The 22,455-nt window shown below is 71.9% G+C and carries 23 protein-coding genes, 1 tRNA gene and 1 pseudogene; 12 read left to right on the top strand and 13 right to left on the bottom strand.

Going from position 1 to position 22,455, the window contains the following annotated elements; translation table 11 throughout:
- Positions 1–5: 5 nt before the first annotated feature.
- Positions 6–872, top strand: a complete 867-nt coding sequence (locus AC230_RS27645; protein ID WP_049719087.1) for a rhomboid family intramembrane serine protease — start codon at positions 6–8, stop codon at positions 870–872.
- A gap of 278 nt (positions 873–1,150) precedes the next feature.
- Here AC230_RS27645 and crgA read toward each other — a convergent pair whose 3' ends face one another.
- Positions 1,151–1,408, bottom strand: a complete 258-nt coding sequence (gene crgA, locus AC230_RS27650; protein WP_049719088.1) for a cell division protein CrgA — start codon at positions 1,406–1,408, stop codon at positions 1,151–1,153.
- A 136-nt stretch (positions 1,409–1,544) separates the two neighbouring features.
- Between crgA and AC230_RS27655 the strand changes: the two genes are divergently transcribed.
- The 5 genes and pseudogenes from AC230_RS27655 to AC230_RS27675 all read left to right on the top strand — a co-directional run bounded on the left by AC230_RS27655 (position 1,545) and on the right by AC230_RS27675 (position 4,931).
- Positions 1,545–2,324: a DUF881 domain-containing protein gene (locus tag AC230_RS27655; RefSeq protein WP_049719089.1), complete on the top strand. Its 780-nt coding sequence runs from the start codon at positions 1,545–1,547 to the stop codon at positions 2,322–2,324.
- Between the two features lie 74 nt (positions 2,325–2,398).
- Positions 2,399–2,587 carry a hypothetical protein gene (locus AC230_RS27660; RefSeq protein WP_049719090.1) on the top strand — a complete coding sequence of 63 codons (189 nt, stop codon included), beginning with the start codon at positions 2,399–2,401 and terminating at the stop codon, positions 2,585–2,587.
- Between the two features lie 4 nt (positions 2,588–2,591).
- Positions 2,592–3,245: an aminodeoxychorismate/anthranilate synthase component II gene (locus tag AC230_RS27665; protein ID WP_049719091.1), complete on the top strand. Its 654-nt coding sequence runs from the start codon at positions 2,592–2,594 to the stop codon at positions 3,243–3,245.
- A gap of 242 nt (positions 3,246–3,487) precedes the next feature.
- A pseudogene (locus tag AC230_RS31615) lies at positions 3,488–4,156 on the top strand (class E sortase); the annotation flags it as partial.
- A gap of 43 nt (positions 4,157–4,199) precedes the next feature.
- Complete coding sequence (locus tag AC230_RS27675) at positions 4,200–4,931, top strand: class E sortase (protein WP_049719092.1); 732 nt, start codon at positions 4,200–4,202, stop codon at positions 4,929–4,931.
- Positions 4,932–4,953: 22 nt separating this feature from the next.
- Here AC230_RS27675 and pknB read toward each other — a convergent pair whose 3' ends face one another.
- The 6 genes from pknB to AC230_RS27705 form a co-directional block, all read right to left on the bottom strand.
- Positions 4,954–7,032: a Stk1 family PASTA domain-containing Ser/Thr kinase gene (gene pknB / locus AC230_RS27680; RefSeq protein ID WP_049719093.1), complete on the bottom strand. Its 2,079-nt coding sequence runs from the start codon at positions 7,030–7,032 to the stop codon at positions 4,954–4,956.
- 136 nt (positions 7,033–7,168) lie between these two features.
- A complete protein-coding gene (locus AC230_RS27685) occupies positions 7,169–8,626 on the bottom strand; it encodes a peptidoglycan D,D-transpeptidase FtsI family protein (RefSeq protein WP_049719094.1) in 1,458 nt (485 codons plus the stop codon).
- Positions 8,623–10,023 carry an FtsW/RodA/SpoVE family cell cycle protein gene (locus AC230_RS27690; RefSeq protein ID WP_198535628.1) on the bottom strand — a complete coding sequence of 467 codons (1,401 nt, stop codon included), beginning with the start codon at positions 10,021–10,023 and terminating at the stop codon, positions 8,623–8,625. Before AC230_RS27690 ends, AC230_RS27685 begins: the two co-directional genes overlap by 4 nt.
- A gap of 38 nt (positions 10,024–10,061) precedes the next feature.
- Positions 10,062–11,594 carry a Stp1/IreP family PP2C-type Ser/Thr phosphatase gene (locus AC230_RS27695; RefSeq protein ID WP_049719512.1) on the bottom strand — a complete coding sequence of 511 codons (1,533 nt, stop codon included), beginning with the start codon at positions 11,592–11,594 and terminating at the stop codon, positions 10,062–10,064.
- A gap of 75 nt (positions 11,595–11,669) precedes the next feature.
- Positions 11,670–12,212 (bottom strand): FHA domain-containing protein FhaB/FipA, encoded by a 543-nt coding sequence (locus AC230_RS27700; RefSeq protein ID WP_049719096.1) that lies wholly within the window; start codon positions 12,210–12,212, stop codon positions 11,670–11,672.
- 10 nt (positions 12,213–12,222) lie between these two features.
- A complete protein-coding gene (locus AC230_RS27705) occupies positions 12,223–13,074 on the bottom strand; it encodes an FhaA domain-containing protein (RefSeq protein WP_049719097.1) in 852 nt (283 codons plus the stop codon).
- Between the two features lie 360 nt (positions 13,075–13,434).
- On the opposite strand from AC230_RS27705, the gene AC230_RS27710 reads away from it, so the two are divergent.
- Positions 13,435–13,518 (top strand) — tRNA-Leu (locus AC230_RS27710).
- Between the two features lie 141 nt (positions 13,519–13,659).
- Here the strand turns inward: AC230_RS27710 and AC230_RS27715 are convergent.
- Positions 13,660–14,094 (bottom strand): MarR family winged helix-turn-helix transcriptional regulator, encoded by a 435-nt coding sequence (locus tag AC230_RS27715; RefSeq protein ID WP_049719098.1) that lies wholly within the window; start codon positions 14,092–14,094, stop codon positions 13,660–13,662.
- A gap of 82 nt (positions 14,095–14,176) precedes the next feature.
- Here AC230_RS27715 and AC230_RS27720 point away from each other — a divergent pair, with 82 nt between their 5' ends.
- From AC230_RS27720 to AC230_RS27730, 3 genes are read left to right on the top strand one after another with little or no spacing between them, the layout of a single operon-like run.
- Positions 14,177–15,202 (top strand): ABC-2 transporter permease, encoded by a 1,026-nt coding sequence (locus AC230_RS27720; RefSeq protein WP_049719099.1) that lies wholly within the window; start codon positions 14,177–14,179, stop codon positions 15,200–15,202.
- Positions 15,203–15,249: 47 nt separating this feature from the next.
- Positions 15,250–16,053, top strand: coding sequence for a J domain-containing protein (locus AC230_RS27725; protein ID WP_049719100.1), 804 nt, complete (start codon positions 15,250–15,252; stop codon positions 16,051–16,053).
- Between the two features lie 43 nt (positions 16,054–16,096).
- Positions 16,097–16,444 carry a rhodanese-like domain-containing protein gene (locus AC230_RS27730; RefSeq protein ID WP_049719101.1) on the top strand — a complete coding sequence of 116 codons (348 nt, stop codon included), beginning with the start codon at positions 16,097–16,099 and terminating at the stop codon, positions 16,442–16,444.
- A gap of 19 nt (positions 16,445–16,463) precedes the next feature.
- Here AC230_RS27730 and AC230_RS27735 read toward each other — a convergent pair whose 3' ends face one another.
- Genes AC230_RS27735 through paaA form a run of 5 tightly spaced genes read right to left on the bottom strand, consistent with a single transcriptional unit; the run spans position 16,464 to position 20,074 of the window.
- Complete coding sequence (locus AC230_RS27735; RefSeq protein WP_049719102.1) at positions 16,464–17,546, bottom strand: 2Fe-2S iron-sulfur cluster-binding protein; 1,083 nt, start codon at positions 17,544–17,546, stop codon at positions 16,464–16,466.
- Positions 17,546–18,085, bottom strand: a complete 540-nt coding sequence (gene paaD / locus AC230_RS27740; protein ID WP_049719103.1) for a 1,2-phenylacetyl-CoA epoxidase subunit PaaD — start codon at positions 18,083–18,085, stop codon at positions 17,546–17,548. The genes AC230_RS27735 and paaD overlap by 1 nt, the downstream gene beginning before the upstream one ends.
- Positions 18,079–18,795: a 1,2-phenylacetyl-CoA epoxidase subunit PaaC gene (gene paaC, locus AC230_RS27745; RefSeq protein WP_049719513.1), complete on the bottom strand. Its 717-nt coding sequence runs from the start codon at positions 18,793–18,795 to the stop codon at positions 18,079–18,081. Before paaC ends, paaD begins: the two co-directional genes overlap by 7 nt.
- Positions 18,796–18,806: 11 nt before the next feature.
- Positions 18,807–19,094 (bottom strand): 1,2-phenylacetyl-CoA epoxidase subunit PaaB, encoded by a 288-nt coding sequence (paaB, locus tag AC230_RS27750; RefSeq protein ID WP_049719104.1) that lies wholly within the window; start codon positions 19,092–19,094, stop codon positions 18,807–18,809.
- On the bottom strand, positions 19,091–20,074 hold the full coding sequence (paaA, locus tag AC230_RS27755; RefSeq protein WP_049719105.1) for a 1,2-phenylacetyl-CoA epoxidase subunit PaaA: 984 nt from the start codon (positions 20,072–20,074) through the stop codon (positions 19,091–19,093). Before paaA ends, paaB begins: the two co-directional genes overlap by 4 nt.
- Before the next feature lie 298 nt (positions 20,075–20,372).
- Here paaA and AC230_RS27760 point away from each other — a divergent pair, with 298 nt between their 5' ends.
- Positions 20,373–21,056, top strand: coding sequence for a DUF5819 family protein (locus AC230_RS27760; RefSeq protein WP_049719106.1), 684 nt, complete (start codon positions 20,373–20,375; stop codon positions 21,054–21,056).
- Positions 21,050–22,426, top strand: coding sequence for an HTTM domain-containing protein (locus AC230_RS27765; RefSeq protein WP_422125655.1), 1,377 nt, complete (start codon positions 21,050–21,052; stop codon positions 22,424–22,426). Before AC230_RS27760 ends, AC230_RS27765 begins: the two co-directional genes overlap by 7 nt.
- The last annotated feature ends 29 nt before the right edge of the window (positions 22,427–22,455 follow it).

Consider the following 22,455-nt stretch of genomic DNA (forward strand, 5'->3'; position numbering starts at 1 on the left):
AGAGCATGAACGACCAGGCCGTCTGCTGTTACCGGCACCCGGACCGCGAGACGGGGATCCGCTGCACCCGCTGCGAGCGGCCCATCTGCCCCGACTGCATGGTCAACGCCTCGGTCGGCTTCCACTGCCCCGAGTGCGCCGGCGGCGGCCCGTCGTCCGGCCGGGCCGAGGGGGCCGGGCGGCGGGACACCGCGCCGCGCACGGTCGCGGGCGGCGCCGCGCACCCCACGGACCCCTTCCTGGTGACCAAGGTCCTGCTGGGGATCAACGTCGCGATATGGATCGCGGTGATGGCCACCGACAAGGAGCTCGTCGACACCCTGTGCATGCTGGGGCGTTCGCCGTTCCACGACGGCGAGGGCGTCGCCGACGGCCAGTGGTACCGGCTGCTGACCTCGCTGTTCCTCCACGAGTCGCCGGTGCACCTGGCGTTCAACATGCTCTCGCTGTGGTGGCTGGGACCGCCGCTGGAGGCGGCCTTCGGCCGGGCCCGCTATCTGGCGCTCTACCTGCTGTCCGGGCTCGGCGGCAGCGCGCTGAGCTATCTGCTGGTCTCGCCGTACGCCGGGTCGCTGGGCGCCTCCGGCGCGATCTTCGGGCTGCTGGGGGCCACCGCCGTGCTGATGCGGCGGCTGAAGTACGACATGCGCCCGGTGATCGCGCTCCTCGTGCTCAACCTGATCTTCACCTTCACCTGGTCCGACATCGCCAAGGAGGCGCACATCGGCGGCCTGGTGGTCGGATCGCTGGTGGCGTTCGGGATGGTGCACGCCCCGCGCGGGAAGCGCGCGCTGGTGCAGGGGCTCACCTGCGGCGCCGCGCTGCTGGCGATCGTGGTGACGGTGATCGTCCGGACGTCCCAGCTCGGCTGAGGGACGGCCGCCCGGTCCGCTCACCCACACCGGTGGGCGGACAGTTGTCCACAGCGGCGCCGGGATCATGTGTGCGACCCCGCGCCCATCCGGACGCTCGCCCAGCACACCCGCTCTGACCAGCGCAAACAAAGGGGAGCGCCGGTGTGACGGAGAGTTCCCGCGGTGCGCGGCCAGTCACACCGGCGTCAACGCCGAGGAAGTTATCCACAGATCTTCTGAGTTTTCCCCACTGTGGACGAGGGTGTGGATAACCCGGGGGACGAGGGCCCGGCCGGCTACTTCCACTGCGTGGAGACGACGAACCCCGCGGCGATGAAGCCGAAGCCGACGACGATGTTCCAGTTGTGCAGCGACTCGATGGGCATGTCGCTGCCCGTCACATAGAAGATCACGATCCAGGCCAGCCCGATGAGGAACAGCGCCAGCATCAGCGGGGCCACCCAGCGCCGCCCGGTGTTCAGCCTGATGCTCTGCTGCTTCGCCGTCGGCGGCGGCGTGAAGTCGTCTTTCTTGCGGATCCGTGACTTCGGCACGAGGGACTCTCCTGTCGATGCGCTGCGTAACCGCGCTGGGGAACAAGGGCTGGTCGGCCGCGCCGGGGAGCGCTTCCTTCCCCGCGGGCGTCCGTTAGCGTAGTGCTTCCGCGGCGTCGGAGAGGACAAGGGTACGTTGAGCAATTCCGCCGACTCCACCAGCGGCGCAGGCCCCGCCCGCCGTCCCCGGCGCCTGCGCCCGGCCCGGCTGCTGACGGCCGCCGTCTTCGCCCTCGCCGGCCTCATCTTCTGGACGAGCTTCAACACGGCCAAGGGCACCAACATCCGCACCGACGCCTCGATGCTCCGCCTCTCCGACCTCATCCGGGAGCGCAGCAAGGGCAACGGCGACCTGGAGCGCGGCACCGCCGCCCTGCGCTCCCGCGTCGACGCCCTGGCCGGGCGGGACGGCGGGAGCGACACCGCCGAGGCCCGGAAGCTGGCCGCGCTGGGCGACGCCGCCGGCACGCGGCCGCTCGACGGCACGGGCCTGACCGTGACCCTCACCGACGCCCCGCCCAACGCCACCGCCAAGATCCCCGGCGTCCCCCCGCCCCAGCCCAACGACCTCGTCATCCACCAGCAGGACCTCCAGGCCGTGGTCAACGCCCTGTGGCGGGGCGGCGCCCGGGGCATCGAGGTGATGGACCAGCGGCTGATCTCCACCAGCGCCGTCCGCTGCGTGGGCAACACCCTCATCCTCCAGGGCCGCGTCTACTCGCCCCCGTACAAGGTGACCGCCGTCGGCGACCGCGGCGCCCTGCGCAAGGCCCTCGACACCGCGCCCGCCATCCGGAACTACCTCCAGTACGTCCAGGCGTACGGCCTGGGATGGAAGGTCGAGGACCGCGGCTCGGTCACGCTCCCCGGCTACACGGGCGCGGTCGACCTGCACTACGCGCGCCCCATGGCCTGACCGGCCCCCGGAGGCGGCGCGGGCCCCTTACTCTGGTGCCGCAAGGACCATCCCCGTCGGCAAGTAGGGACAGCATGTACGTCTGGATCTGGCGTCATCTGCCGGGCAACGCATGGGTGAAGTCGCTGATCTCGCTGGCCCTCGTGCTGGGCGTCGTCTACGTGCTCTTCCAGTACGTCTTTCCCTGGGCCGAACCGCTGCTGCCGTTCAACGACGTGACCGTGGACGACAGCCTGCCGACGCCGGCAACGGAATGGCGGTGACGCGGTGAGCGCGCGCATCCTCGTCGTGGACAACTACGACAGCTTCGTCTTCAACCTCGTCCAGTACCTCTACCAGCTGGGCGCCGAGTGCGAGGTGCGCCGCAACGACGAGGTCGAACCGGCGCACGCCCAGGACGGTTTCGACGGCGTGCTGCTCTCGCCCGGCCCCGGCACCCCCGAGGAGGCCGGGGTCTGCGTCGAGATGGTGAAGCACTGCGCGGCCACCGGCGTCCCGGTGTTCGGCGTCTGCCTGGGCATGCAGTCGATGGCGGTCGCCTACGGCGGCGTCGTCGGCCGGGCCCCCGAACTGCTGCACGGCAAGACCTCGCTCGTGGCGCACGAGGGCGGCGGCGTCTTCCACGGCCTGCCCTCGCCGTTCACCGCCACCCGCTACCACTCGCTCGCCGTCGAGCCCGAAGGCTGGCCGGACGAGCTGGAGATGACCGCCTGGACCAACCGCCCGGACGGCCGCGGCCGCATCGCCATGGGCCTGCGCCACCGCGATCTGCCGGTCGAGGGCGTGCAGTTCCACCCCGAGTCGGTGCTCACCGAGTGGGGCCACCGGATGCTCGCCAACTGGCTGGTCTCCTGCGGCGACACCGGGGCGGTGGAACGGTCGGCCGGGCTCGCCCCGGTGGTGGGCAAGGCCGGGGAGTGAACGGGCTGCGCCCCGAGGGGGATCCCCGGACGACGGCGCAGCAACCCCGGGCGTACGAGCCGTACCGGCCGTACCAGGAGACCCACCCCCGCGTCGTCCACCAGCCGCTGCCCCCCGAGGAGCCGGCCGCGCGGCCGCTCCCGCCCGAACGGCCCGTCGTGCCCGCCCCGGCGCGGGGCGCCACCGGCGGCCGGGCGGCCCGGCGGAAGGCCGCCCGCCGGGCGGCGCGCGCCGGAGTGGGGGTGGCCGTCAGCCGGCTGCTGGGCGAGGTGTTCATCACCATCGGCGTGCTGATGCTGCTCTTCGTCGCCTACCAGCTGTGGTGGACCAATGTCATCGCCCAGCGGCAGGCGGGCGGGGCGGCGAGGAGCCTGCGGCACAGCTGGGAGGAGAACCGCGGCGCGGACCGGGACGCCGGCGCCTTCTCGCCGGGCGAGGGCTTCGCGATCCTCTACATCCCCGCGCTCGACGTGCGCACGCCCATCGCCGAGGGCACGGGCAAGCACCAGGTCCTCGACCGGGGCATGGTCGGGCACTACGGCAGCGGCCCGCTCAAGTCCGCGATGCCCTGGGACAAGCGGGGCAACTTCGCGCTCGCGGGCCACCGCAACACCCATGGCGAACCGTTCCGCTACGTCAACCGGCTGCGCCCCGGTGACAAGATCGTGGTGGAGACGCGGAGCACCTTCTACACCTATGAGATGACGAGCCGTCTTGACCAGACGTCACCCGCGAACGTCGACGTCATCCGCCCCGTGCCGCGCGGTTCGGGCTTCACCCGGCCCGGCCGCTACATCACGCTGACCACCTGCACCCCCGAGTTCACCAGTACGTACCGGATGATCGTGTGGGGCAAGATGGTGGACGAGCGCCCGCGCGGCGAGGGGAAGCCCGACGCGCTCGTCGAGTGACGGACCGGATGGGCGACGACGGCGGAACGGGGTACGGGCGGCTGTGACAGTGACCGACGAGCAGACCGAGAGCGCGTCACGGCCGGCGGGCCGGGTCCGGGGGCGGATAGCCACCGCCGTCGGCGTGGTGGGCGAACTGCTGATCACGGCCGGTGTGCTGCTGGCCCTGTTCGTCGTCTACTCGCTGTGGTGGACCAACGTGATGGCCGACCGCGAGGCCCGGAAACAGGCGGACCACGTCCGCGAGAGCTGGGCCAGGGGCCCGTCGGGCCCCGGCGCGCTGGACACCAAGGACGGCATCGGTTTCCTGCACGTCCCCGCGATGCTCGGCGGCGGCGAGGTGCTGGTGAAGCCCGGCACCGGCGGGGACGTCCTCAACGAGGGCGTCGCGGGCTACTACCGCAGGCCCGTGAAGTCCGCGATGCCCTGGGACAAGCAGGGCAACGTCACCCTGGCCGCCCACCGGGACGGCCACGGCGCCAGGTTCCACAACATCCACAAGATCAAGGACGGGGACGCGGTCGTCTTCGAGACGCGCGACACCTGGTACGTCTACAAGGTCTTCAAGGAGCTGCGGCAGACCTCGCGGTTCAACGTGAAGGTGCTCGACCCCGTCCCGCGGGAGTCCGGGAAGACGAAGCCCGGCCGCTATCTGACGCTGACGACCTGCACGCCCGTCTACACCTCGGACTACCGCTTCGTCGTCTGGGCCGAGCTGGTGCGCACTGAGAAGGTGGACGCGCGGCGGACGCCGCCGAAGGAGCTGCGGGACTGAGCCCGCGGCTCCCCCGGGCGCCTCAGTGGTGACCGCCGATGAGGCCGGTGCCGCCGAACCAGCCGCTGTCGTCGCCGCCGGTGTTCCCGCCGTTGTTGTTGTTGCCGGGGTTGCCGTTGCCGCCGTCGGTGCCGCCGATGATCCCGCCGCCCTGGGTGATCAGGTCCACGGTGGTGTTCTTCTTGGCCTTGCTGCCGCCCAGCGGGTTGGTCATGACCACGGTCGCCTTGTCGTCCTTCGGACCGGCGATGTTGCCGACCTTGAACCCGGCGTCCGTCAGGGCCTTCCGGGCGTCCTTGATCGACATGCCCTTCACATCGGGCACCGCGACCTCCTGCGGGCCCTTGGAGACCTTGAGGACGACCTGCGACCTGGGCGCGGCGCTGCTGTTGCCCTCGGGGCTCTGGGCGACGACCTTGCCCGCCTCCTCGTCCGAGTCGACGTCCTCGCGCTTCACGGTGAAACCGGTGTCCTCGAGCTGCTTCTTCGCGTCCTCGAACTTCTGGCCCACGACCAGCGGCACGGCCTTCGTCTGCGGCGCCACCGCCACGGTCAGGGTGATCTCGTCGCCCTTGTTGGCCTTCGAGCCGACCTTCGGGCTCTGGCCGATGACCGTGTTGGGGTCGGACGTGTCGGTCTCCTTGTCGTGGCGGCGGACCGTGAAGCCGGCGTCCTCCAGGGTCTTCTTGGCCTCGTCGTAGGTCAGGGTCATCACGTTCGGCACGTCGATCTTGGCCGGGCCCTTGGAGAGGGTCACCTTGATCTCGCCGTGGCGCTTGAGCTTGGCCCCCGCCTTCGGGTCCTGGTCGCAGACCTTGCCCGGGTCCTCGTCGCAGTTCATGGTCCTGCCGCTGTCGACGACCTTGAGCTCGACGTTCTCGCCCTGCTTCTGGGCCTCGGTGAGCGTCGTGCCCCGCAGGCTCGGCACGGTGACCTCGCCGCCGCCCCCGCCGCCGGTGAAGATCGACTTGCCGATGAAGATCGCGCCGACGAGCACCAGGATGCCCGCGATCACCAGCAGGACGGTCGACAGGCCGCTCTTCTTGCGGCCGCCGCCGTGCCCGCCGGAGTCGCCGCCGTCGCCGTAGCCGTCGTAACCGCCGTAGCCCCCGCCGTCGCGCACCGGCGGCAGCATGGAGGTCTGGCCCGGCGCGTTGGGGTCGTGCTGCTGGCCGTGCGGCCGCAGCATCGCCGTCGGCTGGTCCTCGCCGCCGTAGCCGACCGAGCCCATCGCGCTGTAGGCGGCCGCGGCGGCCACCGGGCGGCCCTCCAGCGCGGCCTCGATGTCGGCGCGCATCTCGTCGGCGGTCTGGTAGCGGTAGTCCGGGTCCTTGACCAGCGCCTTGAGGACGATGGCGTCCATCTCCGGCGTGATCTCGGGGTCGAAGGCGCTCGGCGGGTTCGGCTCCTCCCGCACGTGCTGGTAGGCGACCGCCACCGGGGAGTCGCCGATGAACGGCGGCCGGACGGTGAGCAGTTCGTAGAGCAGACAGCCCGTCGAGTACAGGTCGGAGCGCGCGTCGACCTGCTCGCCCTTGGCCTGCTCGGGGGAGAGGTACTGCGCGGTGCCGATCACCGCCGCGGTCTGGGTCATGGTCATGCCGGCGTCGCCCATCGCGCGGGCGATGCCGAAGTCCATGACCTTCACCTGGCCGGTGCGGGTCAGCATCACGTTCGCCGGCTTGATGTCGCGGTGGACGATGCCGGCCCGGTGCGAGTACTCCAGGGCCTGGAGCACGCCGATCGTCATCTCCAGGGAGCGCTCGGGCAGCAGCTTGCGGCCGGAGTGCAGCAGCTCGCGCAGGGTCGAGCCGTCCACGTACTCCATGACGATGTACGGGATCGAGACGCCGTCCACGTAGTCCTCGCCGGTGTCGTACACGGCGACGATGGACGGGTGGTTGAGCGAGGCGGCCGACTGGGCCTCACGGCGGAACCGGGCCTGGAAGGACGGGTCGCGGGCGAGGTCCACCCGCAGCGTCTTCACGGCGACGGTGCGGCCGAGCCGGGTGTCGTGGGCGAGGTAGACCTCGGCCATGCCACCGCGGCCGAGCACCGAGCCCAGCTCGTACCGGCCGCCGAGGCGACGCGGCTCTTCCATAGCTCCAGCCCTTCCGTTTTCCTGACCGCACCGACGTGGGTCCGGCGGTGTGCTGTTCGCGCTTACCGTACCCGGCGGGCCGTACCGCATCCGGGCGCGACCGTCACCCGATATCCGACTGGTACGCGCCGCCGGATCACTTCTGCGTCTTCAGCACCGCCTCCATGACGTTCTTGGCGATCGGGGCGGCGAGCTTGCCGCCGGCGATGTCGTCGCGCATGGTGTCGGAGCCCTCGATGACCACGGCCACGGCCACCGGGGAGCCGTCGCCCGACTTCGCGTAGGAGATGAACCACGCGTAGGGGTTCCCGCTGTTGTCCACGCCGTGCTGCGCGGTACCGGTCTTCCCGCCCACCTTGACGCCGCTGATCTTGGCCGCGGTTCCGGTGCCCTCCTCGACGACCGTCTCCATCGCGCTCTGCAGCGACTGCGCGTGCTCCGGAGTGAGCGGACGGCTCATCTCCTTCGGCTGGTGCGTCTCGATCACGTTGAGGTTGGGCGCGCGCAGCTTGTCCACCATGTACGGCTCCATGAGCTTGCCGTTGTTGGCGACGGCGGCGGCGACCATGGCCATCTGGAGCGGGGTGGCGCGGTTGGACGCCTGGCCGATGCCGGCCATGGCGTTCTGCGGGCGGTTGTCCTTGGGGTAGACGCTCTTGGTGACCCCCACCGGGACGGTCAGGTCGTCGCTGTTGAAGCCGAACTTGTTGGCCGTCTCGATCATCTTCTGGTTGCCGAGATCGGCGCTGATCTTGCCGAAGACGCTGTTGCACGACCACTGGAGGGCCGCCCGCATCGAGACGTTGTCGCACGGCATCGGCGTCTCGTTGGGCAGCGGGACGCCCTGGGTGTCCGGAAGCGTCCACTTCTTCGGCGAGTTGGTCTTCTCGTCGACGTTGCCGTAGAGCCCGTGCTCCATCGCCGCGGCGGCGGTGACGACCTTGAAGGTCGAGCCGGGCGGGTACGTCTCGCGCAGCGCCCGGTTGAGCATCGGCTTGTTCTTGTCGTCGTTGAGCTTCTTCCACGCGTCGCCGTCGTTGGCGCCGGCGATGGTGGACGGGTCGTACGACGGGGTGGAGGCCAGCGCGAGGATCTTGCCGGTGCGCGGGTCGAGGGCGGCGACGGCGCCCTTCTTGTCGCCCAGGCCCTTGAACGCGGCCTCCTGGGCCTTGGCGTTGAGGGTGGTGATCACGTCACCGCCCTTCTTGCCCTTGCCGGTGATCATGTCGATCGTCCGGTTGAAGAACAGCCGGTCGTCGTCGCCCGTGAGGATCTTGTCCTCGACGCCCTCCAGCATGGTGGGCGAGTAGACCTGCGAGCTCAGGCCCGTCACCGGGGCCCACATCGGGCCGTTGGTGTAGGTGCGCTTGTACTTGTAGTTGATGCCGTTGACTTCTTTGGAGTCCGTGACCGCCTTGCCGTCGACGATGATGTTGCCGCGCGGCTGGCTGTAACGGGCGATCTGCACCCGCATGTTGTGCTTGTTGTTCTTCAGCTCGTCGGCGCGGACGAACTGCAGCCAGTTGTCGCGGGCCATCAGCGCGAGGATGAGGATTCCGCAGAAGATCGCGATCCGGCGCACGGGCTTGTTCACGGTCGGACCACCTGCGTCATCTCGGCGTCGGGGTTGGTGACGGGGGCGGGCGCGGGACGGCGTGCCGCGTCGCTGATCTTCAACAGGATCGCCACCAGCGCCCAGTTGGCGATGACGGACGAACCGCCCTGCGCTATGAACGGCATGGTCATACCGGTCAGCGGGATGAGGCCCATGACACCGCCGGCCACCACGAAGACCTGGATGGCGAAGGCGCCGGACAGGCCGATGGCGAGCAGCTTGCCGAACGGGTCGCGGGCGGCCAGCGCCGTGCGGACGCCGCGCTCCACGATCAGCCCGTAGATGAGCAGGATGGCCATCACGCCGGCCAGGCCCAGCTCCTCGCCGACGGTGGCGAGGATGAAGTCGGAGTTGGCGGCGAAGCCGATGAGGTCGGAGTTGCCCTGGCCCCAGCCGGTGCCCGCGACGCCGCCCGAGCCGAAGGTCATCAGCGCCTTGGCGATCTGCTCGCTGGCCTGGGACTTGCCCCAGCCGGCGAACGGGTCCAGCCAGGCGTCCACGCGGGCCTGGACGTGGTGCTCGAAGGAGGCCACGCCCACCGCGCCGGCCGCCGACATCAGCAGGCCGAAGACGATCCAGCTGGTGCGCTCGGTCGCGACGTAGAGCATCACGACGAACATGCCGAAGAACAGCAGCGAGGTGCCCAGGTCGGTCTCGAAGACCAGGATCAGGATGCTGAACGCCCAGACGGCCAGGATCGGTCCGAGGTCGCGGCCGCGCGGCAGGTACATCCCCATGAAGCGGCGGCTGGCCAGGGCCAGCGCGTCCCGTTTCACCATGAGGTAGCCGGCGAAGAACACCGCCAGCACGATCTTGGCGAACTCACCGGGCTGGATGGTGCCCAGTCCCGGGATCTTGATCCAGATGCGGGCGCCGTAGACCGACGGGAAGAACATCGGCGAGATCAGCAGGACCAGCGCCACGGCCATCGAGATGTACGTGTAGCGCTGGAGGATCCGGTGGTCCTTGAGGAAGATCAGCACCGCGACGAAGAGGGCGATGCCCAGCGCCGAGAAGAGCAGCTGGTTGGTGGCCGCCGGGGCGAACGCCTTGCTGGCCTGGAGGCGCTTCGACTGGTCCAGCCGCCAGATGATCACCAGGCCCAGTCCGTTGAGGACCGTGGCCAGCGGCAGCAGCAGCGGGTCGGCGTACTTGGCGAACTTGCGCATCACCAGGTGGCCGACGCCGGCCAGCAGGCCGAGGCCCATGCCGTAGCCGAGCATGCCGGAGGGCATCTCGCCGTCCAGGGCCAGGCCCACGTTGGCGTACGCGAAGCAGGGGAGGATGACGGCGAAGGCGAGCAGCAGCAACTCGGTGTTGCGCCGGCTCGGCTGGCCCGCCGTGCTGACGGTGGTGGTGGCGGTGGTGTTCGGCATGGGTGAGATGGCTGACATGTCGCGGGCCCCCTACAGCCTCACTGCTGGGAGCCGTTGCACTGCTGAGCCACTTTCTGCTCTTCCTCGCTGAGGGTGGGGCCGGGGGTCGGCACGGACTGGAGGGTGACCGACGTGCCGCCGGTCGCGGCTCCGGTGGGCTTGCCGTTCTCGGGCTTCCGCCCGTCCGGCTGCGGCGCCTCGGGCTTCTGGCTCTCGCGCTGCCGCCGTTCGGCCTTCTGCTGCTCGTCCTTCTTCTTGCAGGCGCTGGCCAGCGTGCCGAGGTCCTTGACCTTCTGCACCGCCTGGTCCCGGCTGCCGACCGCGATCGTGTCCTCGACCCGGCCCCGCTGGTCCACGGGGAGGTACTTGAGTTCGATCTCGGGGTGGTCCTGGTACAGCCTGCTGAGGCTGATCCAGGCGAGGTCCTGGTTGATGCCCTGGTAGAGGGCGACGTGGGTGTTGTCCTTGGCGCCCACGTAGTACTGCGTCTGCGTCCACTGGTAGCCGCCGTAGAGGCCGCCGCCGACGACGCCGAGCACCACGGCGATGATCAGCGACCGCTTGATCCAGCCGCCGCGGCGGGGCGGGCGGGCCTGCTCGATCCCGTCGTCGTAGTCGTCGTGGAACGCGCCGAACGCGCCCTCCGGGCCGTCGCCCGCCACCGGGCCGCTGCCGGGCGGGCCGAAGCCCTGCGGGTCCTCCGCGGCCGGGGCGCGGCCCAGCTCGGAGGCGCGGCCGGCCGGGGTCTGCATGGCGCCCAGGTGGCCGAGGGGGAACTGGTTCTCGGCGACCGCGCCGACGACGACGGGGGTGTCGGTGAACTGCTGGGCGGCGAGGGTGTCCCCGCCGTCCGCGTCCAGCACGTCGGCGACGATCACGGTGACGTTGTCCGGGCCGCCGCCGCGCAGGGCGAGCTCGATGAGCTCCTGGACGGTCTCCTGGGGGCCCTGGTAGCCGGCCAGCCGCTCCTCGATGGTCTCGTGGCTGACGACACCGGAGAGCCCGTCGGAGCAGATCAGATAGCGGTCGCCGGGCCGCACCTCGCGGATCGACAGGTCGGGCTCGACGTGGTCGCCGCTGCCCAGCGCGCGCATCAGCAGCGAGCGCTGCGGATGCGTGGTGGCCTCCTCCTCGGTGATCCGGCCCTCGTCGACGAGCCGCTGGACCCAGGTGTGGTCCTGGGTGATCTGGGTGAGGACGCCGTCGCGCAGCAGATAGGCGCGGGAGTCGCCGACGTGCACCAGGCCGAGCCGCTGGCCCGTCCACAGCAGGGCGGTGAGCGTGGTGCCCATGCCCTCCAGCTGGGGGTCCTCCTCGACCATCGCGCGCAGCTGCTCGTTGGCGCGGTGGACGGCGGTGCCGAGGGAGGTGAGGATGTCGGACCCCGGGACGTCGTCGTCCAGGCCGACCAGGGTGGAGATCACCTCGGAGCTGGCCACCTCGCCGGCGGCCTGGCCGCCCATGCCGTCGGCGATGGCGAGCAGCCGGGGGCCGGCGTAACCGGAGTCCTCGTTGCCTTCCCGGATCATGCCCTTGTGGGATCCGGCGGCGAAACGCAGCGACAGACTCATGCGCACCTCGCCAGTCGGCTCCGGGTACAGCCCCTTGCCCACCTCGATGCCCACCCTCCGGTCGTCATGGTCCTACTACTTCCGCAGCTCGATGACGGTCTTGCCGATGCGGATCGGCGCGCCGAGCGGGATCGGGGTCGGGGTGGTCAGCCGGGTCCGGTCGAGATAGGTGCCGTTGGTCGAACTGAGGTCCTCGACGATCCAGCGGCCGTCGCGGTCCGGGTAGATCCTGGCATGCCGGCTGGAGGCGTAGTCGTCATCCAGCACGATCGTCGAGTCGTGGGCCCGGCCGAGGGTGATGGTCTGGCCCTGCAGGGCCACGGTGGTGCCGGTGAGCGAGCCCTCCGAGATCACCAGCTTGGTGGGCGCGCCGCGGCGGCCGCGGCCCGCGTCCCGGCCGCCCGCGCGCCGCCCGCCCTCCTGCCGGCGCTGCGGCGGCGGGGTGGCCTGCCGGTCGGCCCGCTGGGCCGGGCGTCCGTCGCCGCCGCGGCGGGAGCCGCGCGCGGTCACCCGGGTGCCGAACAGGTCGCTGCGGATGACCTGGACGGCCACGATGACGAACAGCCACAGTACGGCGAGGAAACCCAACCGCATGACCGTGAGGGTCAGCTCTGACATTGCCCCCGCTTCACCCTTCGGCTTGCCGGTAAACGATGGTGGTGCTGCCCACGACGATGCGTGAGCCGTCGCGGAGCGTAGCGCGCGTGGTGTGCTGCCCGTCCACGACGATGCCGTTGGTGGAGCCCAGGTCCTGGACGGTCGAGGGGGTGCCGGTGCGGATCTCGCAGTGCCGGCGGGAGACGCCGGGGTCGTCGATCCGGACGTCCGCCTCGGTGCTGCGGCCCAGCACCAGGGTGGGCCGGGAGATCTGGTGGCGGGTGCCGTTGATCTCGATCCAGCGGCGGGTGCGCTCCCCCGCGCCGGCCCCCGGTCCGCCCGCGCGGGGCTGGGGACGGGCCGCGCCGGGCGGCGGGGCCGAGGGCATCGGCGGGGCGCCGGCCGGGCGCTCCGGGTAGCCACCGCCATGGGTGACGGGCGAGCCGCCGCGGGGGGCGCCGCCGTACGCCGGCTGGTGCGGTGCGACGCCGTGGGCCTCCTGGGACTCACTGGACGCCAGGGTGCGGCTGCGCACCCGGTACAGCCCGGTGTCGAGGTCGTCCGCCTTCTCCAGGTGGACCTTGATCGTCCCCATGAAGGTGTAGCGCTGCTGCTTGGCGTAGTCGCGGACCATGCCGGCCAGCTCGTCGCCGAGCTGGCCGGAGTACGGGCTGAGCCGCTCGAAGTCCGGGGCGCTCAGCTCCACGATGAAGTCGTTGGGAACGACCGTGCGGTCACGGTTCCAGATGGTGGCGTTGTTGTCGCATTCCCGCTGGAGCGCGCCCGCGATCTCGACGGGCTGCACCTCGGACTTGAACACCTTGGCAAAGGTGCCGTTCACGAGACCTTCGAGTCGCTGCTCGAAGCGCTTCAGTACTCCCACGGGGCACCTCCTTCCCTCGGTGACGCCTGTGATGCTCGGTGCCGTTCCTGATACTGCTTACTGATCGTATCCACGCGCCGGGAAAACGGCTGGTTCCCCTTCGGCGCCAGGAGTGATGAGTGTCGCCCACGCGCGGCCCCCGCACTCCCTCACCCGGATCGTAGAGCGGCCGGGAAGCCAGTGTCCCGCAACCGGGGGCGTCCCCGCGGACGCCCCGGTGGCCTCCCGGGGGCCCTCGGCGGACGACGGGTGTGAAGGCACCCTCCGGAGCGTGCTAATGTTCTGCATGTCGGAAGGCGGACGCACCGCGAACCGGACGGAAGTCCGGAAAGCAGGGCGGAAGCCGGAGACACACCCAATGCGCGGGTGGCGGAATAGGCAGACGCGCTGGATTCAGGTTCCAGTGCCCGCAAGGGCGTGGGGGTTCAACTCCCCCCTCGCGCACAGTGAGAACGGACCCCGTCGTGAGAGCGACGGGGTCCGTTTCGTCGTGTCCGGGCGGCGGTGGGTGTGCCGTATCTCTCAGCGCCCCCTCTTCTTCGGGCTTCTTCGGGCTCCTTCAGGTTTCTTCTTCCGGGCGGCCGGTCAATCGCGGGTGGCCGCCGAGGCGTTGTAGCGCAGCAGGTACGAGGCGAAGCGGGCGAGGTCGTCCTCGTCCCAGTCGGCGAGGCGTTCCTCGAAGGCGATCCGGCGGCTGGCGGCGACCTGGTCGAGGACGGCGGTGCCGCGGTCGGTGAGGTGGAGCACCTGGACGCGCTGGTCGTCCGGGTCGGTGCGGCGCTCGACGAAGCCGAGCCGCTCCAGGGCGGCGATCTGCCGGCTGACCGTGGACTTGTCGAGCAGGTAGTGCGCCGCGAGGTCGGTGGCGCGGCAGCCGCGCTGGTCCTGGAGGTGGGCGAGGAGGGTGTAGGAGACGAGCGAGAGCTCGGGGTGGAGCTGGGCTGCGGCGGCGCGGGCCCGGCGGGCGAAGGCGGTCAGTTCGCGCTGGATGGTGTCCAGGGAATCGGCTCGGTGCGGCACGAGGGTTCCTTCCGTCGCTTTGGTTGTATAGTACAACTGGATAGAGAGTTGTATAAGCCAACCAATTTGGAGAGGGGTGCCCATGAGGCCCGCGACGCGTGGCGCGCTCCGGCACGTGCTGACCCACCTGCTCACCCCGTTGCTGATGTGCGTCGGCATGGGGCTCGCCTACCTGGGCGCCTTCGCCCAGCCCGCCCCGCACGAGCTGCCCGTCGCGGTCGTCGGCTCCGGCCCGCGCGCGGAGCACCTGGCGGCGGCGATCGGCGAGAAGGCGGGCGACAAGCTGTCCGTCCGTACCGTGGCGGACCGGGACGCGGCCGTGCGGGCGCTGGAGCACCAGGACGTCTTCGGGGCGTACGTACCGGACCGGCGCGCGCCCGAACTGCTGGTCGCCACGGCCGGGTCGGACACCACCGCCTCGGCCGTGCAGAAGGTCTTCACCCCGGTCGCCGCGCGCCAGGGTGCCCCGATGAAGGTGACGGACGTCGTCCCGCCCGCCGGGCACGACCCGACCGGGCAGGGCATCTTCTTCCTGCTCGTCGCGCTGAGCATCGGCTCGTACGCCTCGGTCGCCGTGATCGGCGGGGCCGGCGGGGCGCTGCCGCTGCGGATACGGGCGGCGCTGGCCGCCGCGGTCTCGCTGGTGGTGAGCGTGATCGGGACGGTGCTGGCGGGCCCGGTCTTCCACCTGGTCGAGCACGACCTGTGGGGCACGTGGGGCCTGGCGTGGATCTACTCGGCGGGCGTGCTGTTCGTCGGCACCGGGCTGCACACCTTCCTCAAGCGGTGGACGACGCTGGGCGTGATGGTGCTGTTCGTCATGCTGAACTTCACCAGCTCCGGCGGGGTCTTCCGGCCCGAGCTCCAGAACGGCTTCTTCAGGGCCCTGCACGGTTTCTGGAACGGCGCCGGCTTCGTGGAGGGCACGCGCAGCCTCGTCTACTTCGACGGGCACGGGCTCGGCGGGCACGTGGGCACGCTGCTGGCCTGGCTCGCGGCCGGCCTGGTGGTGCTGGGCGCCGCGTGGCTCGTGGAGCGGCGGGGACGCGTGGTGGCCGAGCGGGCCGCCGAGGCCGAGGAGGAGATGGAGGAGGCGGTCGGCGTCTGAGCCCGGATCCGGACGGGGGCGGGCCGCGGAACTCGTACGCTGGGCGGGTGACGAATCCGGAGACCGAAGTTCCGTCGGAGCCCGGCACCGAACGGCTGGAACAGGCCGTGCGGACGGCCGAGCAGGCGCTGATCGAGTTCGAGATCGCCGTGGAGACCTTCCGGGTGGAGGTCGACAACTTCTCCCGCCTGCACCACCAGCGGCTCGGGCCCCTCTACGCACGGCTGGAGGAGCTGGACGCGCTGATCGCCGAGGCCGTCGCGGCGCGCTCCGGCGATCCGGAGGACCTGCGCCGGGCCCAGGAGGCGCGCGCGCTGGTCCAGCCGATGCCCGGGGTGGAGGAGCTCTTCGGGGGCTGGCTGGACGCGGACGGGCTCCCGCCCGAGGCGTCGGCGATGCTCACCGGGCAGCCGGTCACCCCGCCGCGGCGGGTGCGGCCGGGGGACGGCGCCCGCAAGGCGTACCGCGAGCTGGTCCGCCTGGCCCACCCCGACCTCGCGCCGGACGAGGACGACCGGCGGCGCCGCGAGGCCTTCATGGTGCGCGTCAACGCCGCCTACGCGGCCGGGGACGAGGCGCTGCTGCGGGAACTGGCCGGCGAGTGGGCCGCCGGCCCCGCCCCCGAGCGGCGGCGGCCGGACCGCGCCGAGGAGCTCTACGCGCGGCTGGAGTGGCTGGCCCGGCGCAAGGAGATGCTCTCGGCCGTGGCCGCGGAGCTGGAGGCGTCCGCCATCGGCTCGATGATCAAGATGGCCCCGGAGGACCCGGACGGGCTGCTGGAGGAGGTCGCCGCCGGACTGCGCGCGCAGATCGCCGAGCGCGAGGCCCGGCTGGCGGGGCCGGCGGGGTAGCGGGGCGGACCGGCGGCGGGCGGCTTCGGGTAGCGTCGGGGACATGACTTTCGGATCCCCTGTGCCCACGGTCAGCGTCGACGATCTCTCGGCGGGCGACCACCTGCTCGACGTGCGTGAGAAGGACGAGTGGGAGGCGGGCCACGCGGAGAGCGCGCTCCACGTGCCGATGAGCGACTTCGTGGCGCGGTTCGGCGAGCTGTCGGACACCGTGGACGACGGGCGGCGGGTGAACGTGATCTGCCGCTCGGGCGGCCGGTCGGCCCAGGTGACCGCGTACCTGCTCCAGCAGGGGATCGACGCGGCGAACGTCGCCGGCGGCATGGAGGCGTGGGCCGCGGCGGGACGGCCGGTGGTCGACGGGAACGGCGCGCCCGGCTCGGTGATCTGACCCCCGGCCTCCCCGACCCCTAGCGGTCGAAGTCGAGTTCGACCCGCTCCGTCGTGGGGTGCGACTGGCACGCCAGGACGTAGCCGGACGCCAACTCCTCTTCCTCCAGGGCGTAGTTGCGGTCCATGCGGACCTCGCCCGACACCAGGAACGCCCGGCACGTGCCGCAGACGCCGCCCTTGCAGGCGTACGGCGCGTCCGGGCGGTTGCGCAGGACCGTCTCCAGCAGGGGCTCGCCGTCCTGGACGGGCCAGGTGCCGCCGCGGCCGTGGAGGGTCGCGGAGAGCGTGCTGTGCGCCGGGGACGCGGCGGCCGGACGGCGCGGCGCGGGGGCGTCCTCGACATGGAAGATCTCCTCGTGGATCCGCCCGCGGGCCACGCCCAGCCCGCGCAGGGCCCGTTCGGCGCCCATGACCAGGCCGTGCGGGCCGCACAGGAACCAGCCGTCCACCGCCTCCACCGGGAGCAGCGCCGGCAGCAGGGCGGTCAGCCGCTCCTCGTCGAGGCGGCCGGAGGCCGGACCGGCCTGCTGCTCCTCGCGGGAGAGGGTCTGGACGACCTGGAGGCGGTCCGGGTAGCGGTCCTTGAGGTCGGCGACCTCCTCCAGGAACATCGTGGACGCCGTCGTGCGGTCGCTGCGCAGCAGCGTGAACCGGGCCGCCGGCTCGCGGGCGAGCAGGGTGCCGGCGATGCACAGGACGGGGGTGATGCCGCTGCCGCCCACGATCGCGGCGAAGTGCCCGGGGCGCGGCTCCAGGACGAAGCGGCCGGCCGGCGTCATCACGTCGAGCACGTCGCCGACGGCCAGTTCCTTGAAGGCGTAGGTCGAGAACGCCCCGCCCTCCACCAGCCGGACGCCCACGCGCAGCGTCCGCGGCCCGCCGTCGCCGGGTGCCGGCGCCTGCCCGCAGACGGAGTAGGTGCGGCGCACCTCGGTGCCCTCGGCCCGGTGCCGCAGTGTCAGGTGCTGGCCCGGCGCGTGGCGGAACTCCTCGCGCAGCTCCTCGGGCACCTCGAAGGTGAGGGCGACCGCGTCGTCGGTGAGCGGGTCGACGGCGGCGATCCGCAGGGGGTGGAAGACGCCGGGGCGGGCCGCGGCCATCACAACTCCTTGAAGTGGTCGAACGGTTCGCGGCAGACCGAGCAGCGGCGCAGGGCCTTGCAGGCCGTGGAGGAGAAACGGCTGAGGAGCGTGGTGTCGGCCGAGCCGCAGTGCGGGCAGCGCACCGGCTCCGCCGGGGCCGGGGCGCCGGCGTGCCGGGTGGGGCCCAGCTCCACGGCGACCGGGCCGCCGGCCCGGTGGCCGGGGCGGGGCGGGGCGATGCCGGACGCGGCCAGCTTCCGGCGTCCCTCGGCCGTGATGTCGTCGGTGGACCAGGCGGGGGAGAGCACGGTGCGCACCGACACCTCGGCCTGCCCGTGCTCGCGCAGGACGCGCTCGACGTCGGCGGACATGGCCTCGACGGCGGGGCAGCCGGTGTAGGTGGGGGTGAGCTCGACCTCGACGCGGCCGGGGCCGGTGACGCGGACGTCGCGCAGCACGCCGAGCTCGGCGAGCGTGATCATGGGCAGTTCGGGGTCGGGGACGGAGCCCGCCAGCGCGCGGAGGCGTTCCTCCAAGGGGGTCGGGGTGGTCACCATGTCGCCCCCGGGTGGCTGCGGTGGAGGTGCTGCATCTCGGCGAGCATGCGGCCGAAGGGCTCGGTGTGGACGCCCTGGCGGCCGGCGCCCGCCGCCCAGGCGGCCGACTGCGGCCCGGTGGGCACCGCGAGCGTCGCCCGCTCCAGTACGTCCGTGACCCGCTCCGTCCACGTGGCGCGCAGCGCCTGCCAGTCGATCTCCGGGAGGCCCTCGACCGGCTGGAACAGCTCGCCGGTGAAGCGCCACAGGCCCTCCACGGCGCGCCGCATCCGCTCGTGGCTCTCGGCCGTGCCGTCGCCGAGCCGCAGCGTCCACTGCTCGGCGTGGTCCCGGTGGTAGGCGGTCTCCTTGACGGCCTTGGCGGCGAGCGGGGTGAACGGGCCGTCGGCCCCGGCGAGTTGGCCGTACAGCGCGTGCTGGTAGGTGGAGAAGAGGAGCTGGCGGGCGACGGTGGCGGCGAAGTCCTCGCAGGGCTGCTCGACGAGCTGGACGTTGCGGAAGGCGCGCTCGTCGCGCAGGTAGGCCAGCTCGTCCTCGTCGCCCACGAGGGAGAGCAGGGCGCGGGCCTGGCCGAGCAGGTCCAGCGCGATGTTGGCGAGGGCGACCTCCTCCTCCAGGACGGGGGCGCGGCCGGCCCACTCCCCCAGCCGGTGCGACAGGATCAGGGCGTCGTCACCGAGCGCCAGGGCGGCGGCGTGCGCGGGGCTCATGGACGCGGGGGTCACAGGTGACGCACCCCTTCGGGGATCTCGTAGAAGGTGGGGTGGCGGTACGCCTTGTCGGCGGCGGGCCCGAAGAACGGATCCTTCTCGTCCGGGGACGAGGCGGTGATCGCCGCCGAGGGCACCACCCAGAGGGAGACGCCCTCGGAGCGCCGGGTGTAGAGGTCGCGGGCGTTGCGCAGGGCCAGTTCGGCGTCCGGGGCGTGGAGGCTGCCGGCGTGGGTGTGCGCGAGGCCGCGCCTGCTGCGTACGAAGACCTCCCACAACGGCCAGTCGGTGGTGCTCACTTGGCTGCCTCCTCGGGCTCGGCTCCGGTGTGCTTCGCGGCGTACGCCAGGGCCGCCTCGCGGACCCAGGCGCCGTCCTCGTGGGCCTTGCGGCGGCGGGCCAGACGCTGCTCGTTGCACGGGCCGTTGCCGCGGAGGACCTGGTGGAACTCGTCCCAGTCGATGGGGCCGAAGTCGTAGTGGCCGCGCTCCTCGTTCCACCGGAGGCAGGGGTCGGGGAGGGTGAGGCCGAGGGACTCGGCCTGCGGGACGCAGATGTCGACGAAGCGCTGGCGCAGTTCGTCGTTGGAGTGGCGCTTGATCTTCCAGGCCATCGACTGGGCGGAGTGCGCGGACGCGTCGTCCGGCGGGCCGAACATCATCAGGGAGGGCCACCACCAGCGGTCGACGGCGTCCTGGGCCATCGCGTGCTGGGCCCCGGTGCCCCGGCTGAGGGCGAGCAGCAGCTCGTAGCCCTGGCGCTGGTGGAAGGACTCCTCCTTGCAGACGCGGACCATGGCCCGCGCGTACGGCCCGTAGGAGCAGCGGCACAGCGGGACCTGGTTGGTGATCGCCGCGCCGTCCACGAGCCAGCCGATGGCGCCGACGTCGGCCCAGGTCAGGGTGGGGTAGTTGAAGATCGAGGAGTATTTCTGGCGGCCGGAGTGGAGCTTGTCGAGCAGCTCGTCGCGGCCGACGCCCAGGGTCTCGGCGGCGCTGTAGAGGTAGAGGCCGTGACCGGCCTCGTCCTGCACCTTGGCCATGAGGATGGCCTTGCGGCGCAGCGAGGGGGCCCGGGTGATCCAGTTGGCCTCGGGCTGCATGCCGATGATCTCGGAGTGGGCGTGCTGGGCCATCTGCCGCACGAGGGTGGCGCGGTAGGCGTCCGGCATCCAGTCGCGCGGCTCGATGCGCTCGTCGGCGGCGACCGCCGCCTCGAACGCGGCCTCCAGGGCCGGCGCGTCCCTCGTCTCCACCGTCTCCGGTGCTGCCGCCGTCATGCGATGCCCCCTCCGGTGAGGTCCGGTGCGACCGGGGCGGGCTCCCCGCGGCTCCGGGCAACCGACCGACCGATCGTTCGGTTCAATGGTGAGGGGGCCCCGGGGAGGTGTCAAGCCTGTGGATAACCGGCTGTGGACAACCGCCCGCGGAGGGCGGGCATGGCGCGTGCCACAGCGGGATCGGGTCCAACGGCCGCTGCGCCGCCGGGTCCGCCTCGGTACCGTTCGCATGCGGCCGCGCCTTCTTCGGCGCCGGCCCGGACATGGCACACGGACGACGACGGCGAAGCGGGGCCCGATGGATACGGACGACGGACGCGAGCGGGAAGCAGAGGCGGGGAACGCCGCGCCCGTGGCGCTGTCCCGGCCCGCGCGCTGGATCGTCGCGCTGGGCGCCCTGGCCGTCGCCCTCGCCGCCGGCACCCACCTGCTGATCATGTTTCTGCATGTGGCGCCGCCGAACACGGTCAGCAAGCAGCACGCGGCGACCATAGGTGACTACGTCCTGCCCGAGTACGAGCAGAACTGGAAGTTCTTCGCCCCCAACCCGCTCCAGCAGAACATCGCCGTCCAGGTCCGCGCCCAGGTGACGCGCCCCGACGGCGAGGTCCAGGTGACGCCCTGGACCGATCTCTCCGCCCAGGACGGTGCCGCCATCCTCCACAACCCCCTCCCCAGCCACGCGCAGCAGAACCAGCTGCGCCGCGCCTGGGACTTCTACGGCAACACGCACGACGACCGGGGGCGCTCCACGGGCCTGCGCGGCGACCTCGCCGAGGACTACCTGCGGCGGCTCGCCGTCTCCCGGCTCAACCTGGACCGCGACGGCACCCGGCTGCACCGCGTCCAGCTCCGCTCCGTGACCACGAGCGTCGCGCCGCCGGCGTGGGCCGGGCAGCAGCCGCCCGCCAAGCCGGTCCACCGCGAGCTGGACTGGTGGCGGGTCACCCCCTCCGACCTGGGCGTGGTGAGGTCCTGGTGAGCGTCGCCACCTGGCGCGGGTCCTGCGCCGCCGCCTTCGCCCGGGTCACCTCGGCCTCCCTCGGTCCGTACCAGACGGCCGCGATCCGCATCGGCCTCTCCTTCACCTGGCTGTTCTTCCTGGTGCGCGAGTGGTTCAACAGCCAGGAGCTGTACGGGCCGGACGCGCCCTGGAGCTGGGAGCTGGCCCGGCGGCTGATCGCCGACAACCACGCGTTCACCGTGCTCGTGTGGTCCGGCGCGGGCTGGTGGTTCAAGCTCGTCTATCTCTTCGCCATGGTCTCCGCCCTGCTGTTCATGCTCGGCTGGCGGACGCGGACCACGTCCGTGCTCTACATGATCGGCGTGCTGTCGCTGCAGAACCGCAGCGTCTTCGTCGGGGACGGCGGCGACAACGTCCTCCATCTCATGGCGATCTACACCGTGTTCACCCGGTGCGGTGAGGTGTGGTCGCTGGACGCGCGGCGGGCGGCGCGCCGGGGGGCGGCCGCGCGGCGGGGCGCGGCGGGCCGGGGGGCGGAGGGCCGGAGTGCGGCGGCCCGGGGGGCGGCCGGCGACCCGCGGCGGGACGTGACCGGGATCGTGCTCTGGGCCGTCTGCGGGGCCGGGCTCCTCGCCGCGACCCTCCTCGCCGACCCCGCGCTGACGTGGACGGACCACGGGCCCGTGCCCGGCGTCGGCTGGGCCGCCGCGCTGTGGGCGGTGTGGCTGCTGCACGGGGTGTGGTGGCTGGTGCGGGTGCGGGGGGCCGCGCTCGCCGGGGGGCAGGTGCGGGCCGTTCTGGCCGCGTTCGGTCATCTCCTGCACAATGCCGCCCTGTTGGTGATCATGGGTGAGGTCTGTCTGATCTACGGCGCGGCCGGCTGGTACAAGATCCAGGGGTCGCTCTGGCAGGACGGCACCGCGCTCTACTACCCCCTGCACCTCGACTACTTCTCGCCCTGGCCCGCGCTGTCGCACGCGCTGGCGGCGAGTGGCGTCGTGGTGCTGCTGCTCAGCTACGGGACGGTGGCCGCGCAGGCGGCCTTCCCCTTCACGCTGCTCAACCGCCGGGTGAAGAACGTGCTGTTGGTGCTGATGATGTTCGAGCACCTCGGTATCGCGGTGCTGTTGGGGCTGCCGTTCTTCTCGCTGGTGATGATCTTCGTCGATGCGGTGTTCCTGCCGACGTCCTGGCTGCGGCGGGGCGGGGAGCTCGTGGCGGGGCGGGCGCGGTGGGTCGCGGAGCGGGTGCCGGTGGGGGTGCCGGGGCAGCGGGGGGTGGGCGGTGCCGATGCCGATGCCGGTGCCAATGCCGGTACCGGTGCCGCTTCCGACGCCGGTCCCGATCCCGGTCGTGGTCCTGGTCGTGATCGGGTGCGGGCCGGCTGACGGCCGGCTGACGGCCGGGTCTCTGCCCA

The organism is Streptomyces caatingaensis (assembly GCF_001187435.1).
GTDB lineage: Bacteria > Actinomycetota > Actinomycetes > Streptomycetales > Streptomycetaceae > Streptomyces > Streptomyces caatingaensis.

Bases quoted from the DNA above. Each gene is read 5' to 3' on its own strand.
- AC230_RS27645 (WP_049719087.1), top strand. From the start codon at position 6: ATGAACGACCAGGCCGTCTGCTGTTACCGGCACCCGGACCGCGAGACG.
- AC230_RS27660 (WP_049719090.1), top strand. From the start codon at position 2,399: ATGTACGTCTGGATCTGGCGTCATCTGCCGGGCAACGCATGGGTGAAG.
- pknB (WP_049719093.1), bottom strand. From the start codon at position 7,032: ATGGAAGAGCCGCGTCGCCTCGGCGGCCGGTACGAGCTGGGCTCGGTG.
- AC230_RS27690 (WP_198535628.1), bottom strand. From the start codon at position 10,023: ATGCCGAACACCACCGCCACCACCACCGTCAGCACGGCGGGCCAGCCG.
- AC230_RS27695 (WP_049719512.1), bottom strand. From the start codon at position 11,594: ATGAGTCTGTCGCTGCGTTTCGCCGCCGGATCCCACAAGGGCATGATC.
- AC230_RS27700 (WP_049719096.1), bottom strand. From the start codon at position 12,212: ATGTCAGAGCTGACCCTCACGGTCATGCGGTTGGGTTTCCTCGCCGTA.
- AC230_RS27720 (WP_049719099.1), top strand. From the start codon at position 14,177: ATGAGGCCCGCGACGCGTGGCGCGCTCCGGCACGTGCTGACCCACCTG.
- AC230_RS27730 (WP_049719101.1), top strand. From the start codon at position 16,097: ATGACTTTCGGATCCCCTGTGCCCACGGTCAGCGTCGACGATCTCTCG.
- AC230_RS27735 (WP_049719102.1), bottom strand. From the start codon at position 17,546: ATGGCCGCGGCCCGCCCCGGCGTCTTCCACCCCCTGCGGATCGCCGCC.
- paaD (WP_049719103.1), bottom strand. From the start codon at position 18,085: ATGGTGACCACCCCGACCCCCTTGGAGGAACGCCTCCGCGCGCTGGCG.
- paaC (WP_049719513.1), bottom strand. From the start codon at position 18,795: ATGAGCCCCGCGCACGCCGCCGCCCTGGCGCTCGGTGACGACGCCCTG.
- paaA (WP_049719105.1), bottom strand. From the start codon at position 20,074: ATGACGGCGGCAGCACCGGAGACGGTGGAGACGAGGGACGCGCCGGCC.
- AC230_RS27760 (WP_049719106.1), top strand. From the start codon at position 20,373: ATGGATACGGACGACGGACGCGAGCGGGAAGCAGAGGCGGGGAACGCC.